At 68.9% G+C, this 15,351-nt stretch carries 17 protein-coding genes and 1 pseudogene; 9 read left to right on the top strand and 9 right to left on the bottom strand.

The features are described from left to right. Together QMK30_RS00875 and QMK30_RS00870 are read left to right on the top strand one after the other, a co-directional pair. Positions 1-675 (top strand): YveK family protein, encoded by a 675-nt coding sequence (locus QMK30_RS00875; protein ID WP_283515138.1) that lies wholly within the window; start codon positions 1-3, stop codon positions 673-675. Then, entirely contained in the window at positions 675-1,826 is a 1,152-nt protein-coding gene (locus tag QMK30_RS00870) for a GNAT family N-acetyltransferase (RefSeq protein ID WP_283515137.1), read from the top strand. The genes QMK30_RS00875 and QMK30_RS00870 overlap by 1 nt, the downstream gene beginning before the upstream one ends. A gap of 30 nt (positions 1,827-1,856) precedes the next feature. Here QMK30_RS00870 and QMK30_RS00865 read toward each other — a convergent pair whose 3' ends face one another. Beyond that, positions 1,857-3,143: a glycoside hydrolase family 26 protein gene (locus QMK30_RS00865; protein WP_283515136.1), complete on the bottom strand. Its 1,287-nt coding sequence runs from the start codon at positions 3,141-3,143 to the stop codon at positions 1,857-1,859. Positions 3,144-3,586: 443 nt separating this feature from the next. Between QMK30_RS00865 and QMK30_RS00860 the strand changes: the two genes are divergently transcribed. Then, positions 3,587-4,048: a tyrosinase family oxidase copper chaperone gene (locus QMK30_RS00860; protein WP_502963029.1), complete on the top strand. Its 462-nt coding sequence runs from the start codon at positions 3,587-3,589 to the stop codon at positions 4,046-4,048. Positions 4,049-4,067: 19 nt separating this feature from the next. Further along, positions 4,068-4,928, top strand: a complete 861-nt coding sequence (locus QMK30_RS00855) for a tyrosinase family protein (RefSeq protein WP_283515134.1) — start codon at positions 4,068-4,070, stop codon at positions 4,926-4,928. Between the two features lie 126 nt (positions 4,929-5,054). Here the strand turns inward: QMK30_RS00855 and QMK30_RS00850 are convergent, their stop codons facing one another. Together QMK30_RS00850 and QMK30_RS00845 are read right to left on the bottom strand one after the other, a co-directional pair. Further along, positions 5,055-5,342, bottom strand: coding sequence for a chaplin (locus tag QMK30_RS00850; RefSeq protein ID WP_283515133.1), 288 nt, complete (start codon positions 5,340-5,342; stop codon positions 5,055-5,057). Between the two features lie 209 nt (positions 5,343-5,551). After that, positions 5,552-6,868: pseudogene (locus QMK30_RS00845) on the bottom strand (aminotransferase-like domain-containing protein). Here QMK30_RS00845 and QMK30_RS00840 point away from each other — a divergent pair. Both QMK30_RS00840 and QMK30_RS00835 read left to right on the top strand, forming a co-directional pair. Next, positions 6,801-7,220, top strand: a complete 420-nt coding sequence (locus tag QMK30_RS00840; protein WP_283515132.1) for a class I SAM-dependent methyltransferase — start codon at positions 6,801-6,803, stop codon at positions 7,218-7,220. The pseudogene QMK30_RS00845 and the gene QMK30_RS00840 sit on opposite strands and share 68 nt — an antisense overlap. Next, on the top strand, positions 7,217-7,636 hold the full coding sequence (locus tag QMK30_RS00835; RefSeq protein ID WP_283515131.1) for a hypothetical protein: 420 nt from the start codon (positions 7,217-7,219) through the stop codon (positions 7,634-7,636). The genes QMK30_RS00840 and QMK30_RS00835 overlap by 4 nt, the downstream gene beginning before the upstream one ends. On the opposite strand, the gene QMK30_RS00830 is transcribed toward QMK30_RS00835, so the two are convergent. After that, positions 7,633-8,001, bottom strand: coding sequence for a VOC family protein (locus tag QMK30_RS00830; protein WP_283515130.1), 369 nt, complete (start codon positions 7,999-8,001; stop codon positions 7,633-7,635). The two genes, QMK30_RS00835 and QMK30_RS00830, sit on opposite strands and share 4 nt — an antisense overlap. 302 nt (positions 8,002-8,303) lie before the next feature. Between QMK30_RS00830 and QMK30_RS00825 the strand changes: the two genes are divergently transcribed. Further along, complete coding sequence (locus tag QMK30_RS00825; RefSeq protein WP_283515129.1) at positions 8,304-9,455, top strand: glycoside hydrolase family 64 protein; 1,152 nt, start codon at positions 8,304-8,306, stop codon at positions 9,453-9,455. A gap of 75 nt (positions 9,456-9,530) precedes the next feature. Here QMK30_RS00825 and QMK30_RS00820 read toward each other — a convergent pair whose 3' ends face one another. Continuing rightward, the gene (locus QMK30_RS00820) at positions 9,531-10,163 is read right to left on the bottom strand and encodes a DUF6629 family protein (RefSeq protein ID WP_283515223.1); all 633 of its coding nucleotides are present in this window, start codon (positions 10,161-10,163) and stop codon (positions 9,531-9,533) included. 387 nt (positions 10,164-10,550) lie between these two features. On the opposite strand from QMK30_RS00820, the gene QMK30_RS00815 reads away from it, so the two are divergent. Then, on the top strand, positions 10,551-11,507 hold the full coding sequence (locus QMK30_RS00815; protein ID WP_283515128.1) for a TauD/TfdA dioxygenase family protein: 957 nt from the start codon (positions 10,551-10,553) through the stop codon (positions 11,505-11,507). 52 nt (positions 11,508-11,559) lie between these two features. Here QMK30_RS00815 and QMK30_RS00810 read toward each other — a convergent pair whose 3' ends face one another. Beyond that, on the bottom strand, positions 11,560-12,429 hold the full coding sequence (locus tag QMK30_RS00810) for a phosphatidylinositol-specific phospholipase C (RefSeq protein ID WP_283515127.1): 870 nt from the start codon (positions 12,427-12,429) through the stop codon (positions 11,560-11,562). A 185-nt stretch (positions 12,430-12,614) separates the two neighbouring features. On the opposite strand from QMK30_RS00810, the gene QMK30_RS00805 reads away from it, so the two are divergent. Continuing rightward, on the top strand, positions 12,615-13,136 hold the full coding sequence (locus QMK30_RS00805) for a DUF2165 domain-containing protein (RefSeq protein ID WP_283515126.1): 522 nt from the start codon (positions 12,615-12,617) through the stop codon (positions 13,134-13,136). Between the two features lie 16 nt (positions 13,137-13,152). On the opposite strand, the gene QMK30_RS00800 is transcribed toward QMK30_RS00805, so the two are convergent. The 3 genes from QMK30_RS00800 to QMK30_RS00790 form a co-directional block, all read right to left on the bottom strand. Continuing rightward, positions 13,153-13,587, bottom strand: coding sequence for a protein-tyrosine phosphatase family protein (locus tag QMK30_RS00800; protein ID WP_283515125.1), 435 nt, complete (start codon positions 13,585-13,587; stop codon positions 13,153-13,155). A gap of 115 nt (positions 13,588-13,702) precedes the next feature. Beyond that, entirely contained in the window at positions 13,703-14,848 is a 1,146-nt protein-coding gene (locus QMK30_RS00795; RefSeq protein ID WP_283515124.1) for a serine hydrolase domain-containing protein, read from the bottom strand. A 264-nt stretch (positions 14,849-15,112) separates the two neighbouring features. After that, complete coding sequence (locus QMK30_RS00790; protein ID WP_283515123.1) at positions 15,113-15,313, bottom strand: antitoxin; 201 nt, start codon at positions 15,311-15,313, stop codon at positions 15,113-15,115. Positions 15,314-15,351: the final 38 nt, after the last annotated feature.

Raw genomic sequence — 15,351 nt, 5'->3', positions numbered from 1 at the left:
ATGACCGAGAAGCCCGAGCAGCGGCCCGCCGACCCCGGACACATCAGTCGGCTCGTCGCGAAGATCACCCCCCTGCCCGTCTGGTGGCCCCTCCCGGCCTGCGCGCTCCTCAGCACCCTGTGCGCGGGCTCGTACGGCCTGCTCAAGGCGCCCGAGTACACCGCCACCAGCTATGTTGTCGCCGCCCCCGTCAAGGACGCCGACCCGGGCGCGGCCCTCGGCTACGCCCAGGCCTACGGCCGGATCGCCACCAGCGACTCCACCCTCGCGTACGCGCGCGTGGCCGCCGGAATCTCGGCGCAGACCCTGCGCACGCACGTCCAGACGGAGACCTCCCCCGACTCGCCGATGATCGCGATCACCGGCACCTCCACCAGGCCGAGCCAGGCGGCGGACATCGCCAACGCCGTCGCCGACGCCGTCTTCGTGAGCAGTAACGGGGTGTCGAAGAACACCGGCGTCAAGCTCCTGCACTTCTCCCAGGCCGTCACACCGACCCAGCAGGTCTCGCCGTCCGTTCCGATCAGCATGGCCGTGGGTGCCTGCGCGGGCGGTCTCATCGGCGGTCTTGTGCTTCTCGTGCGCCCCCGGCGACACCAGTGGACCTCGTCGACGTCGGTACCGGCCCCCGCCCACGCCGTCGGGTCCGCCAACGCGGAGCGGGAGCGGGTGTGATGGCAGGGGAGCAGCGGGGTCTCGCCGTCACGCTGTGCCGCGACCCGCGCCGGTTCGCCGAGCTGCGCGAGGAGTGGGAGGGACTCCACCGCGGCTGCGCCGCATCCACCCCCTTCCAGAGTCACGCGTGGCTCCACTCGTGGTGGCTCTCGTACGGGTCGAACGGGCGGCTCCGGGTCGTGCTGGCCCGCCGCGACGGACGTCTGATCGGCGCCGCGCCCCTGATGCTCGTGCATCGGCCGATGCCACTGCTCGTGCCCGTGGGAGGCGGGATCTCCGACTTCTTCGACATCCTCGTCGACGACGAGGACGCGAAGAACGCCCTCGTCGCACTGGAACGCGGACTGGACCGCGTCGCCCGGCACGCGGTGATCGACCTGCGGGAAGTACGCCCCGGGGCGGCGGTCGAGGAGCTGTACGACATGTGGTCCGGTGCCCGGTGCCGGCTCGCGGACTCGACCTGCATGGAGCTTCCCGCCGAGCCCATCGAAGAGCTCGTCAAGCGCATGTCGTCGAGCCGGGCCCAGCGCGTGCGGGCCAAGCTGCGCAAGATCGACGCGCTGAAGATCGAGGACCGCGTGGTCGCGGAGCACGAATTGCCGGACGCCGTCGGGCATCTGCTGCGCCTGCACGAACTCCAGTGGCAGGGGCGCGGCGTCAACGTCGAGCACCTCAAGCCGCGCTTCGCGCAGCACCTGGTCCGTGCCACCCGGCGCATGGTGCGCGACGGTGAGGCCGCGGTCACGGAATTCCGGCTGGACGGCGAGGTGGTCGCCGCGAAGATGACACTTCAGTCGGGGCATCTGACCGGCGGCTACCTGTACGGCGCCCATCCGGGGCTCAGGGACAAGAAGGTGGACGTGGCGACGATGTTGCTGCGCCACGACGCTCACCTGGCCACCAGCACGGGCCGCAGCGTTCTGAGTCTGCTGCGCGGCTCGGAGTCGTACAAGAGCCACTGGCGCCCGGAGACGGTCACCAATCAACGGCTGCTGTTGTCCCGGCCCGAGCTGGAGCCACTGCTGCGTCTGCGTGAGTCACAGGTGACGGCCCGGGACTGGGCCGCCGCGACCGTGAACAGCCGTTTGCCCGTCGTGCGTGAGTGGCGTGAACGGCTGAACAGCCTGCGGGCGGAAGGTACGAGGCGCTGACACACCCCGGACCGACCGCCCGCCACGGCTCTAGAACTGCCAGCCCTTCGGCCAGCGGTACTTCGTGCAGACCTTGGTGTCCGCCACCCACTGGTTGACCCAGTCACCCAGGTCCATGGGCACGCACCACTCGTCGGAGTTGGGTACGGGAGTCGGCTTGACCGGTGTGGGCTTGGTCGGTTTCGGCGTCGGGACCGTCGGCGTGGGAACCGCCGGAGTCGGAACCGGTGCGGGCACGACGGGCGCCGGCAGGGCGAACAGCTTCGAGCGGAACACCTTGGACGATTCCGGGTTCTCGTCGCACTGCCAGACACCGTGCGGACAGTAGTCCGTGATGGTCTGGTAGAGCGGCTTGTGCTTGGCGATCCAGTCGAGCATGCGGCGCATGTACTCGGGATTGTCGCCGTTCCTGAAGAGACCCCACTCCGGATACGAGATCGCCTTGTTGTGGGCGGCCGCGAAATCGACCTGCTTCTGCAAGCCGTACTCGGCATTCACCTGGTCGTCGAACGTCTCGCCGGGCGGCTGGTCGTACGAGTCCATTCCGACGATGTCGACGACATCGTCACCGGGATAGCACTCGGTCCACGGGACCGCGTCCCGCCCTCGGTTCGGCGCGAAGTCGAAGCGGAATTTCTGGCCGGGAACGGAACGCATCGTGGTGATGATGCGCTGCCAGTACGTTTTCCAGGATTCCGGATCGGGGCCGCAGCGATGCGTGTATGTGGTGCCGTTCATTTCCCAGCCGAGCACGATCACCGTGTCCGGCACGCCGAGATCCACCAGGTTGGTGGCCAGCTTCCGGAAGTGCTGGTCGAACGCCCCCTGCGCACCGGACCGCAGCATGCGGCGGACTTCGGCGTCGGAGACATGCTCCTCGTTCCGCTCCAGCATGGGCACATTGAGCACGAACATCCGGTCGTCCGCGCCACGTCGCCACTCGGCCCAGGAACGGAGGAATTCCGGGCGGCCCTCGATGTTCACCCAGAGGTCGCCCGGCAGGTAGGTATGCCCCACCTTCAGTTCCGTACCGCCCAACCAGCGCGACAGCTCGGTCATCCGCTGCACGCCGGCGGGCCCGTAATGCAGATAGGCGCCGACGGCGACGGAGGATTCCGCCGGTGGAGCTGCCGGCGGCGGAGTCGGAGGGGCGGGACTCGGGGCTGCGGGGCTTGGCACGGCTGGAGTTGGAGCGTCCGTCCCCACGGGCGCGGGACCTGGCGTCTCGTCTCCGGAAGCACTGCTGCCACCGGCGACGAGGAGACCGGCGACGACTGTCCCGATGCAGGTGCCGGTGAAAAGGCGCCGTAGGGGCATGGGACCCTCCTTGTCTGTTGTTCGTACCGACGATTCCGACAGTAGGCGGAAAGTCCTACTAAGGGGCTGCCTGAGCGCTCGTCAGTAGGCCATTGGCGACGCGGCGCGGCTCAATCAGGGCCACCCGGGTGAAAGATGGAATTCGAATACCCGGTGATGAGAGCGTGACGAAGTCCCGTCATGATCGTTGACCCCGGTGTCGCATGGGAATCAGCCTTCCCGCCGGTGCAGCCCGATGCCAGCCAGGTGTCGGGCTACGTCGTTTTGCGGAACTCGGCGACATTGTGGAGACACCTGCCCGCCACCCCGGACGAGAACCGTTTCCTCGTCGTCTCGTTGTCAATGCCGAGGCACGAATGTGTCGGGAGAGCGGACCAACGGGAGGGACGTACGTCATGGGCCGGACCACCAGAAGCAGCGCCACGCTCGCGCGAGGGGGCCGGGTGGCTCGCCGCATCGTGTTGCGCGCGGCCTTCGCCGTGGGCGTCATCGCGGGTACCGCCGGGGTGCTCGCGCCGATCCTCACCAGGCGCCCCCGGGCGGGCGTACCGGCGAACAGTGGCCCGGAGGGGCGGTCGGAGCGCTCCGCCGAGATGTACCGCGGCAGGCACATCCAGTGGACCGACAAGAGGGCTTTCGCCGGGGAAAACGCGGTGGCCACAAGGAGCTCCGGCAGGGCCGGGGGCTCCGGACCGCCCGGTGAGGCCATGACCGCCGTGGCCGACCCGGCCGTCGAGGTCCTCATCGACGGCCGGCCGTTGCACGTCATGAGGCGCGCCGACGGCAGCTATCTGAGCCTGGTGAACCACTACGAGTCGTTCCCGACGCTGCTGGACCTGGCCCGCGCCGCAGTCGACGAGCTGGGGTCCGCCCAGCTGTCGAAGTCTCCTCCGCACAGAATCTGAGCCAGGAGGGCCAGCACCGGTGTATACCCGCAAGAATCAGCGCAACCTGACCAGTACGGAGAAGAGACGCCTGGTCAACGCGTTCCTGGAAGTGAAGCGCTCGGGCAAGTACGACGACTTCGTCGCGATGCACGGGCAGTACTACGTCTCGGACGGCGAGGACGGGCCGCGGGTCGGGCACATGACTCCCTCCTTCTTCCCGTGGCACCGCAGGTTCCTCCTGGAGTTCGAGCGGGCCCTGCGGGCCGTCGACTCGTCGGTGTCGGTTCCCTACTGGGACTGGACGACGGACAACACCCCCGGCGCGTCGCTGTGGGCGAAGGACCTCCTCGGCGGCAACGGCAGGGGCGGCGATCGGCAGGTGATGACGGGCCCGTTCGCCTACGCCGGCGGGAAGTGGAAAATCAATTCACGGGTCACCGACGGAAAATTCCTCACCCGGGACTTCGGCCGGCCCGGCGACCCGGTGAAGCTGCCCACCAAGAGGGACGTGGCCAAGGCGCTGAGCGACCCCGTCTACGACGTGGCCCCGTGGGACAGCACCGTCGCCAGGGGGTTCCGCAACAAGATCGAGGGCTGGGGACCCGGCGGGACCGACAAATGGCTCAACCACAACCGGGTCCACCGCTGGGTCGGAGGCCAGATGTTGGGCGCCACATCGCCCAACGACCCGGTCTTCTGGTTCCACCACTCCTTCATGGATCTGCTCTGGACCCGCTGGCAGAAGGCGCACCCGCGCGCCGGTTATCTGCCGCGCAAGAAGCTGCCGGAATTCGACGAGCAACAGGGGCGGGTCTTCAGCCTCCAGGACCCGATGCCGCCGTGGAACGTGACCCCCGCGCAACTCCTCGACCACCGCAGGTACTACCGCTACGTCTAGCGGCGGCAGTGCTGCCGCACCTGATTTTCCGTACCGGATCTTCTGTGCCGAATTTTTCGCACCGCACAGAACTGCGGCCTCCCCCGGGGATGTGGGGGAGGCCGCAGTTCAGTGCCGGGGCGAGGATCAGCCGCCGTAGCCGTCGTGGTGCTTGTCGTAGTGCTTGTCGTGGCTCGAGCTGTTCACGCAGGTGTTGCCGAACGCAGGGTTGAGCAGGCCGATCACGTTCACGGTGTTGCCACAGATGTTGATCGGGATGTGGATGGGCACCTGGACGAGGTTGCCCGAAAGGACACCGGGAGAGTGTGCGGCGACGCCCTGTGCTCCGGCGTCAGCGGTGGCCATGCCGACTCCACCGGCCATGATGGCACCAGTGCCGGCGATGACTACGGCTGCCTTCGCGATACGCGACATTAGTTCTCCTTATACGATGAAAGGTCGGCCGCAGGACTTGCGGCCTCACAGTCCTTCAACGCGGAAACGGGCGAGTGGTAACGGATCACCGTCAAAGTCGCCGTTCCGGGCGTATCCGACCGGCTCCGGACCTGCTCGGCCGCCACGAATGCCTTAACGCTGTGCGGACAATCCGAAGAACGTTCAGTCGTGGAAGCGGCGTACCGCCCTCAAAGGTCCCGCAGCGCGGCGCCGATGACGGCGATGCCTTCAGCGATGTCGGTCGGCGTGCTCGCGACGTAACCGAGGACGAGGCCGGGTGCGTACGGACGTCGGCAGTGCCAGGACAGCGGTTGCACCTTGACGCCGTGCCCGAGCACGGCTGTCGCGAGGTCGGTGTCGGCGAACGCGGCGTCAAAGGTGATCGTCAGATGCAGACCCGCCGCGGCGCCCCCGCACTGGCGCACGGGGCAGGTGCTCCTCGATCGCCTTCATCATCGCGTCGCGGCGCATGCGATGGCGTCTGCGCAAGTGGCGCAGCCTGCGTTCCATCTCGCCCGATTCCATCAGCCGCGCCAGGGCCAGTTGTGGCAGCACGGCGTTGCCGAGGTCGGTGAGCCTCTTGGCGTCGACGAGAGCCTCGTGATACCTCGGGGGCGCGACGACCCAGCCCACCCTGAGGGCGGGGGCGAGGAGCTTGGAGATGCTCCCCGCGTAGCAGACACGCTCGGCGAGCATCGAGCGCGGCGCGGCGACCGGCGGCCGGTCGTAGCGGTGCTCGGCGTTGTAGTCGTCCTCGATGATCAGCCCGCCCCCGTCGGCCCACCGCATCAGCTCCCGGCGCCTCTCGCCGTCGAGCACCACGCCGGTGGGGAACTGGTGGGCGGGCGTTACCAGGACGGCCGGGGCGCCGCAGGCATACAGCTCATCGACGCTGATTCCCCGGGAGTCGACCGCGACGGGAGGGGTCCGCATCTGCCAGTGCCGCAGATGCTGGCGGGCGCCCAGCGATCCGGGGTCCTCCACCGCCACCTCGGAATCTCGTCCTGCCGCAGCACCTGGGCGAGCAGGCCCAGCGTCTGCGCGGTGCCGGCGACGACGAGTACCTGATCCGGATGCACAGTGACGCCGCGGTTGCGGGCCAGCCAGTTCGCGACGGCCAGCCGCAGGGCGGGCGCCCCGCGGGGATCTCCGTATCCCAACTCGGTCGCCGCGGCGCTGCCGAGGACGGAGCGTTTCGCGCGCAGCCATGCGGCGCGCGGAAACGAGGCCAGGTCGGGGACGCCGGGGCTCAGGTCGATCCTGGCCGGCGCCGCCCGCACCGCGTCGAAGACGTCCGACCCCGGCTCGCGGGTGAACGGCGTGGCCGGCGGCGATCCGGTGGGTGCTTGTGGCGAGTTCGGTGCGCGTGACGGGCGTGGTGTCGGCGCCGTCACGGGCGCGGCGACGACGATCGTCCCGGCCCTGACGTGTCCGGCGATGTGGCCGTCCTCGGTCAGGCGCTGGTACGCCCACGAGGCCCGGCGGTTGGGCGACCAGGCGGACACGCTGGCGGCGCTGCTGCACGTCGGCACCGCGTACCCCGCGGGAAGCCGGGTGCTGGAGGTGGGCTGCGGGGTGGGGGCCCAGACCCTGCACCTTGTCGAGTACAGTCCGGGGGCCCACATCACCGCGATCGACGCCTCCCAGGTGTCCCTCTCCCAGGCCCGCGCACGCTTCCGCGATCATCCGCGAAGCGGACAAGTTACCTGGCGGCAGGCCGACTTGTTCCAACTGCCCTACGCCGAAGGGTCCTTCGGCCACCTGTGCATCTGCTTCGTACTGGAGCACCTGTCCGACCCCCGGCGCGCGTTGGCCTCCTTGCGGCGCGTGCTGAGACCGGGGGCACCATCACCGTGATCGAGGGAGATCACGGATCGGCGTTCCTCCACCCCGACAGCGCCGACGCGCGGGTGGTGATCGGTCACCAGATCCGGCTCCAGGCGGCAGCCGGTGGCGACGCGCTGGTTGGGCGGCAGCTGCAACCGCTGCTGACCGCGGCCGGGTACGACGACGTCGCTGTCCGAGCCCGTACCGTCTACGCCGACTCGACCCGGCCGGCCCTGGTGGATGGCTTCACCCGCAGCACCTTCATAGCGATGATCGAATCCGTCCGGGACGACGCACTGGCCGCAGGGTGCACCGACGTGGCGAGCTGGGACCGGGGCATCGCCGACCTGCACCGGACCGCGGACGACGGCGGCACGTTCCACTACACGTTCGCCAAAGGCCACGCCGTGAACCCCGGCCCCGGCCCCGCCGCGCAGGAGTCCTAGGAGGCCTCCGCCGGGGGCTGGTGCAGACCGAAGGGGGTGCCCTGGTCGTCGTGGCAGAGCTGGAAGCGGCCGAACCGGGCGACCGAGGCCTCGTCGCCGCCCAGGTCGATGTCGTCGACCGTCCCGCCGAGCTCGTGGACCCGTTCGATCGCGGTCTTCATGTCGTCGACCTTGAAGAACAGATACGGGTTCGCACCCGCGTCCCCGCCGTGCAGGCCGCCGGGAACAGTGGGGGTCCGGATCGCGAACCCCTCGCCGTCGGACGGGCCCGGATCGAAGGTCCAGCCGAACAGGCCCTCGTAGAACGTGCGGGCCTGTTCGGCGTCGCCGACGCCCAGTTCGAAGAAGGAGATCTCGCCGGCCATCACTGGCTCCCGCCATCGGTACGGAGACTGTCCCGTCCCTCCACGGTACGACCGGCCGCGCCCCACCACACCGAGGGCACACTCGGCCAAGTTGGTCTAGACGATTGATATGCCATGCTCACCGCGCAACGCTGAGAGCGCTCTCAAGGAACTCTGGAGTACCGCCCCCGCCCCACGCGAACATCGAACGCGACCGTCCCGCGTGCGACGCCGGTACTTCGCACTCTGCTCCAACGGGAATTGCCTCGAGGAGGAAGAACGTGCTTGCCAGATGGAAAACACTGAGGCCGTTCGTTGCGGTTGTGCTCTTTGCCGCAGGGTTCACGGCTGTCGCCGCCGCGGCCCCCGCCCAAGCGGTCCCCGCGACCATCCCGCTCCAGATCACCAACAACTCCGGCCGCAGTGAGCCGATCTACATCTACAACCTGGGGACGCAGCTCTCCACGGGTCGGCAGGGCTGGGCCGACGCGAACGGAACGTTCCACCCCTGGCCCGTCGGCGGCAACCCGCCCACGCCGGCGCCCGACGCGTCGATCGCCGGACCGGCCAACGGCCAGACCAGGACGATTCAGATGCCGAAGTTCTCCGGCCGGGTCTACTTCTCGTACGGTCAGAAACTGGTGTTCAAGGTGACCACCGGTGGCCTCGTGCAGCCGGCGGTGCAGAACCCGTCCGACCCGAACAGGAACATCCTGTTCAACTGGTCGGAGTACACCCTCAATGACTCCGGGCTGTGGCTGAACAGCACACAGGTCGACATGTTCTCCGCGCCGTACTCGGTCGGTGTCAGGCCGGTCGGTGGAGCCGTGAAGACCACCGGCCGCCTCAAGCCGGGTGGCTACAACGCGTTCTTCAGCGCCCTCAGGGGCCAGCCGGGCGGCTGGGGCAATCTGATTCACACGCGCCCCGACGGCACTGTCCTGCGCGCGCTCGCCCCAGATCACGGCATTGAGGGCGGTACTCTGCCGACCTCGGTCATGGGCGACTACATCATCCGGGTGTGGAGCAGGTACAGCTCCTCGACCCTGACCGTGACGCCCTTCGCGAACCAGCCGAACACCAAGTACTTCGGCAGGGTCTCGGGGAACGTCATGAATTTCACCAACAGCTCCGGAGCGGTCGTCACCTCGTTCCAGAGGCCCGACGCCGACAGTATCTTCGGCTGCTACAAGCGGCTGGACGCGCCCAACGACCTGGTGCGCGGCCCCATTTCGCGCACCCTGTGCGCGGGATTCAACCGCTCCACGCTCCTGACCAACCCCAACCAGCCCGACGCGAACAACGCCAACTTCTACAAGGACGTAGTGACCAACCACTACTCCCGGAAGATTCACCAGCAGATGGTCGACGGCAAGGCGTACGGCTTCGCCTTCGACGACGTCGGCGCGCACGAGTCACTGGTGCACGACGGCAATCCGCAGCAGGCGCTCATCTCGCTCGACCCGTTCAGCTAGGGGGTGTGTCCGACCCCCTCTCCCCGGCAGTGGCCCCCTGCTGCCGGGGAGTTGCCCTGTCTGTGGGGAGGTTGCTCACGCGGGACGGGCTTCGAGGCCTTCCGGGCGGCGCCGCACCCATGCCGACAGGACGACGGAGGCCACCGCGGCCACCGCGCACCAGGTGGAGACGAACTCCAGCCGCCACAGCAGCGCACACACCACCGCCCCGGCCGCGGTCAGTACGCCGAGCAGCCGCAGCAGCGGATCGGCGGCGAGCAACAGGGAACCCACGGTGGCGAGGAGGTAGCCCGCGACGAGCAGGGGAGCGCTCGGCAGGTCGAGGGCGTAGCCCATCGTGTGGCCGCGCACTTCCGCCGAGACCGGCCGGGTGGTGAGGGAGCACGTGAGGACCGCGGCGGTGACCAGCCCGACCGCTGCCGGGGCCAGTAGACGGCGCTGGTGGCGCGCGGGCGCGGCCAGCAGGACACCCAGCGGCACCCACCACGCCAGCAGCGGCAGGGCGATAACGGCCCAGGCCGCGGTCGCGGGACCCGCGCCGCCGCCGGAGCGCCAGACGACGGCCTCGACCAGCTGGTGGGCGCCGAGGAGCAGCGGCAGCGCGGCGAGCGGCAGGTCGCGTACCCGACGCAGCCGCGCCACGCAGGCCACCCCGACCCCGGCGATGCCCACGCCCGCCACGAGGTCGGCCGTCGCGCTCCAGCACATCACGTCACCCGGGTTCTGGAATCGTGCCAAATCGTAGAATTACGGTCCTCACCGTACGGCTTCGTGGTCGCCTGCGGCGGTGACGCCGCCGCCCCGCGCCGGGCGAAGCCGCGGCTCGACTGATGTACGGTGCCTGACATGGGAACGACGTACGAGAACCACCGCGCAGGGGAGCTCCGCCACAGCGGTCCCCGCGGTGAGTGCGCCCCCCGCGGTCACAGCTTCCTGTGCCGCCGCGGCCGGGTGGGTTCCCCGCCGGTCCGTTCCTGTCGCTGAGCACCGCCCCCGTACAACGCCGGGCCCCGCTGCCTCTTCAGCGTCGTACCTCTTCGCCTTCTTCGCGCGGCCCCGCGTATTTGCCGTCGGCCCGCTCCTCTGAGGAGACCCATGACCATCACATCCGCAACATGCGCCACTTCCACTTCCATTTCCGCCCCCGTCACCCTGCGGGACCACCGCATTCCCGCCGACGGCTTGTACGAAGGTCCCCGTGAGCTGCGCCGCGTCCCGGAGGGGTGGGCGGACCGTCCCTACGAGCTCTTCGAGGTGGTTCCGCAGGGGCGCACCATCGGCGCGGAGATCCGGGGCCTGGACCTGTCGGAGCCGCAATCCTCCGCGGTGCGCGAGGAGATCAACCGAGCCCTGCTGGAGTGGAAGGTGCTGTTCTTCCGGGGGCAGCACCTGTCCTCCGACGCGCAGCGTGTCTTCGCCCGCAACTGGGGCGAGCTGGAGACCAATCCGCTGCTCGCCTCCGGTGACTCCCCGGACGTGGTCCGCTTCGACCGCACCGCGGTGCCCACCTTCGAGAACGTCTGGCACACCGATGTCACGTTCCGCGAGCGGCCCGCGCTGGGCGCCGTGCTCCAGCTGCGCGAGGTGCCGCCGGTGGGTGGCGACACGATGTGGGCCGACATGGCGGCGGCGTACGACAACCTGCCGCAGGAGGTGAAGGAGCGCATCGACGGCGCCCGCGCCGTCCACGACTTCCTCCCGGGCTTCGCCCGCTTCCTGTCGGCCGCTCAACTCGCTGTGTTCCAGGACCTGTTTCCGCCGGTCGAGCACCCCGTGGTGCGACGTCACCCGGAGACGGGGCGCCGGATGCTATTCGTCAACGCCTCCTTCACCACCCGGATCGTCGGGTTCGAGCAGGCGGAGAGCGACCGGCTGCTTCGGCTGCTGTTCCAGCAGGCCCATGTGCCCGAGTTCCAGGTGCGGTTCCACTGGCAGGCGGGCGACATCGCCTTCTGGGACAACCGCGCCACTCAGCACTACGCGGTCAACGACTACAGCCCGCACCGCCGGGTCGCCGAGCGCGTCGCCATCTCGGGCGACCGGCCGTACTGACCGAGGGGCGGTCCGTCCCGGCCGGGAGACTGCTCGCCGCCGTCCGGCCGGGTCACACCGAGGGACGGCGGCCGATGCCCGGCCCCGGGTTGTGCCGCAGGAGGGATTCCACCAGGCCCGAGCGGGTGTTGGGGAAGTCCATCGGAACCACCCCGAGCCCCCTCCAGTCCCCGGCCTCGGGCCCGTTGATAAAGCTGTGCACCCTGGGGTTGAGCCGGTCGGAGTTCCAGCGGGGCGGCAACAGGACGGACGTGCTCACGTAGTTGAGGAACAGTTTCCCGGGCTGCTGCGCGGCCCGGCGGAGCTGTGCCTCGATCTTTGGGTATTTGGCGCCGGGCTCGGCCATGTAGTCGCCCTGGACGTCGAAGAGGGCCGAGTCGCCGTACCGGACGCCGGGGAGCCCGCCGTTGTCGGCGAGCAGCACGATCTTCCCCCTGGCCTGTCCCAGCGACGGCAGGCCGGAGTCGATCCGGAAGAGCGGCCGCCAGCCCTTCTGGTCGAGGTAGAGGTCGAAGACCCGGCGGAACTCCGCGTCGGCCACCTCCGAATACTCCTGCTTGACGCGCATCAGGACCGTCTCCGAGGGGTGCGCCCGCAGGAAGTCCTGGCAGGCGATGAGGACGTCGCCGAACATCAGGTTCTGGTAGTACGCGTTGTGGTGGATGGCGAAGGAGTCGCCGGTGGCCCGGCAGCGCACATCCAGAAAGCGGACACCACTGTTCAACTGCTCGGCCACAGATGTGTTCTGACATGCCACCCAGGGGCCGCCGACACGTGCGCCCGAGTCGTGGGTGCCCGGGATCGTCAGTCGCTGCAAGGGTGTGGCGTCACCAATGCCCGTCATCCAGTCCTGTATAAAGAGGACTCGTGGCGCCGCGAGCGCGCTCGGTGCTCCGAGCAGTGCGGTCGCGGAAAGGGCCATCGCACCCGCACCTGCGAGAAGCTCCGCCGGTCCATGCTCATGCACGTGTCCCCTCGGTCGGTCATCGGCCCCGCAGTATGACGTGGACAGATCACGTTCGGTAGGGCGCGGCCGATGCGGGCCCGGGCGGGACCGCGCCGAATGGAAATGGCTGAACAGGCAATGGATCCAGGACACATGGGCGCATGACTGTCAGGAACTCACACGCGGAGCAGCCACTCGCCGTCGCCGCCACCGTGCTCGTCGCCACGGTCGCTCTCTACATGGCGCTCGTCGCCTTCGGTAACATCACCGACTTCGGTACGAACCAGGAGTTCGTCCGGCACGTCCTGGCGATGGACAGCACGTTCAAGGACGAGGACCTCATGTGGCGGTCCATCGAATCGACCGTGGTGCAGAACATCGCGTACATCGCCGTCATCGCGTGGGAGACGGTCACCGCACTCGTGCTGATTGTGGCGGAGGTCCACTGGGTGAAGGCTCTCCGTGGGGGCGACCTGGGGCGCGCCAGGCGGTTGGGGACGTACGGCCTGCTCATGGTCCTGCTGCTCTTCGGCGCGGGATTCATCGCCATCGGCGGCGAGTGGTTCGCCATGTGGCAGTCGGAGACCTGGAACGGACTCGATGCCGCCGCCCGCAACTTCGTCGTCGCGGGTGTGGCCCTGGTGGTCGTGCTGCTGCCGGGCGACGTGAGGCAATCGCGCTGAGGTCGGGGAGGTGGCGCTACAACTGGGTGAAGCGCAGAACGAAGCGGCGCTGCCAGGGGGTCTCGACGGCGCGCGGGTCGTAGTTGCGGCGTACGAAGTCGACCGCTTGGTCGGCCGGTACGCCGTCGAGCACCGCGACGCAGGCCAGGGCCGTGCCGGTGCGTCCACGGCCACCACCGCAGGCCATCTCGACGCGTCCGGACTTGGACCGCTCCCACGCCTCGCCGAGCACGGCGCGTGCCTCGGCGTGGCTGCTGGGCAGCCGGAAGTCGGGCCAGCGCAACCACCGCGCCTCCCAGGGGACGTCAGGGGGCCGCTTGCCCAGCAGGTGGACGGCGAACTCGGGCACCGGACCGGTCGGCCGTGTCCGGCGGAGTGCGCGTCCTCTGATCAGGCGGCCGGAGGGGAGCCTCAGGACGCCGGTGGCGGTGGGCTCCCAGGTGTCGGTCATGGGCCCACCGTAGATGAGCGCCGGGCGGACACGGGAAGAAGCGGACCCCGCGCTGTGCCGCCGCCGGACGTGGGGTCGCGGCCGACGGCGGCACGGTGTCGTGCGTGAGCGTTTGCTACTTGCAGAACTCGGCCTCGATCACCGCTCCGGAGTCACCGGACCAGTCGCCGTTGAAGTTGAAGGCGAGGGAGTGGTCGGCGTTCCGGGTGACGAGGGCCTCCGACAATGAGCCGTGGATGCCGCCACCATGGCCCCACACCTCCTTGCCGCACTTCAGCTTGAGCTGCATCAGCTCCAGCCCGTACCCGCCCTCGGGCATCTGGTCACCGACGGCCACCGTGGTCATCATTTCTTTGAGCTGCTGCTTGGGGAGGAGCCTGCCCTTGAGCAGGGCACGGTAGAAGCGCTGCAGATCTGAGGAGTTGGAGATCATCTCGCCGGCGGCCCCGGCTGCGGACGGGTTCAGTTCGGTGACATCGTGGACCTTGGCATTTGGGTCGACGGACAGCGTCGAATAGGCCCGCCCGCTCGGCCGGGGCATCCGTGCGTCGGTACCGGGGACCGATGTCGCCCGCAGTTCGAGCGGCTTGAGGATGCGCCGCTCGATCTCTTTCCCGTACGAGCGGCCCGTCACCTTCTCGATGACCATTCCGGCGACGGTGAAGTTGGTGTTGGAGTAGTTCCAGCTCGTGCCGGGGGCGAAGTCGGGCTTGTGCCCCATGGCCGTCTTCACCAGCTGCCGAGGTATCCACGTGTCGTAGCGGTGCTTGAAGAAGCCGTCGCCGAAGACGCTCTTCACGAAGTCGGGGTCCTCGGTGTAGCTGTAGATCCCGCTGGTGTGGTTGAGCAGCTGACGGACGGTGATCCGGCGGCCGTCGTTGCCGTTCCCGCGTATGAGCCCGGGCAGCCACTGGTCCACGGTGTCGTCCAGGTCCAGTCTGCCCTCGGCCTGGAGCTGCAACAGGACGGTGGCGACAAAGGTCTTGGTGATCGAGCCGACGCGGTAGCGGTCCGGCGCCTCCCGCTCCTGCCCGGTCTTGAGGTTCGCGACGCCGGCGGTCCCGGTCCAGCTGCCGTCTTCGTCCCGGGCCTGGGCCACCACCCCGGGCACCCCGGCCTTCACCGCGGCCTCGATCGCCTCCTGGGTGCGGTCGTGTCCCGTGGTCTCCCGGGCCGCTGCGGGCGTCACGAAAGCGGTGGCGACGACCGCTGCCGCCACCACCGTTCCGGTCAGCCCGGTCCGGATTCTGCGTACCGACATGTGAACTCCCCTGTGTCCGGATGGTGTTGTCGGGCAGGACACAGGGGGAACCCACCGAGTTGCTCGGGATGCGCGAGGTTGAGCGGAAATCAGCCCCTCTGACCTTGCCCGCTCTCGGGGCCTGTGCATAGGGGCTGAGCTGGCCCTTTTGGCGGCGAAGGCGAGTTCGCCGAGTGGGGAGGGCAGATGTGGGTGCGGCGGGGGCGTCAACAGGAATGACCGGAAGTGACACCTGCGGTTTCCGGGCCCTCGGCCCGCGCGTGGTCAGGAAGGGGGCGTGGGCGGCTTGTCCTGGTCCGGGTTCGTGCCGAACTGCTCCCTGAGCTTGTCCTGGGCGGTGTCGACCTGGCCGCTGTGCTTGCCCTGGGTCCTCCCGTCGACGAAGTCACCGGTCTTGTCGATGCCTTGCCCTGCCTGGGCCTCGTGGCCCTTCAGCATTCCCTTGAGCTTGTCCATCATGGACATGGGTGTTCCTCCTCGCCGCTTCGCCCCCGCACCTACAG

This window comes from Streptomyces sp. H27-C3, assembly GCF_030063415.1.
GTDB lineage: Bacteria > Actinomycetota > Actinomycetes > Streptomycetales > Streptomycetaceae > Streptomyces.
This window is presented reverse-complemented; position numbering and strand designations above follow the sequence as displayed.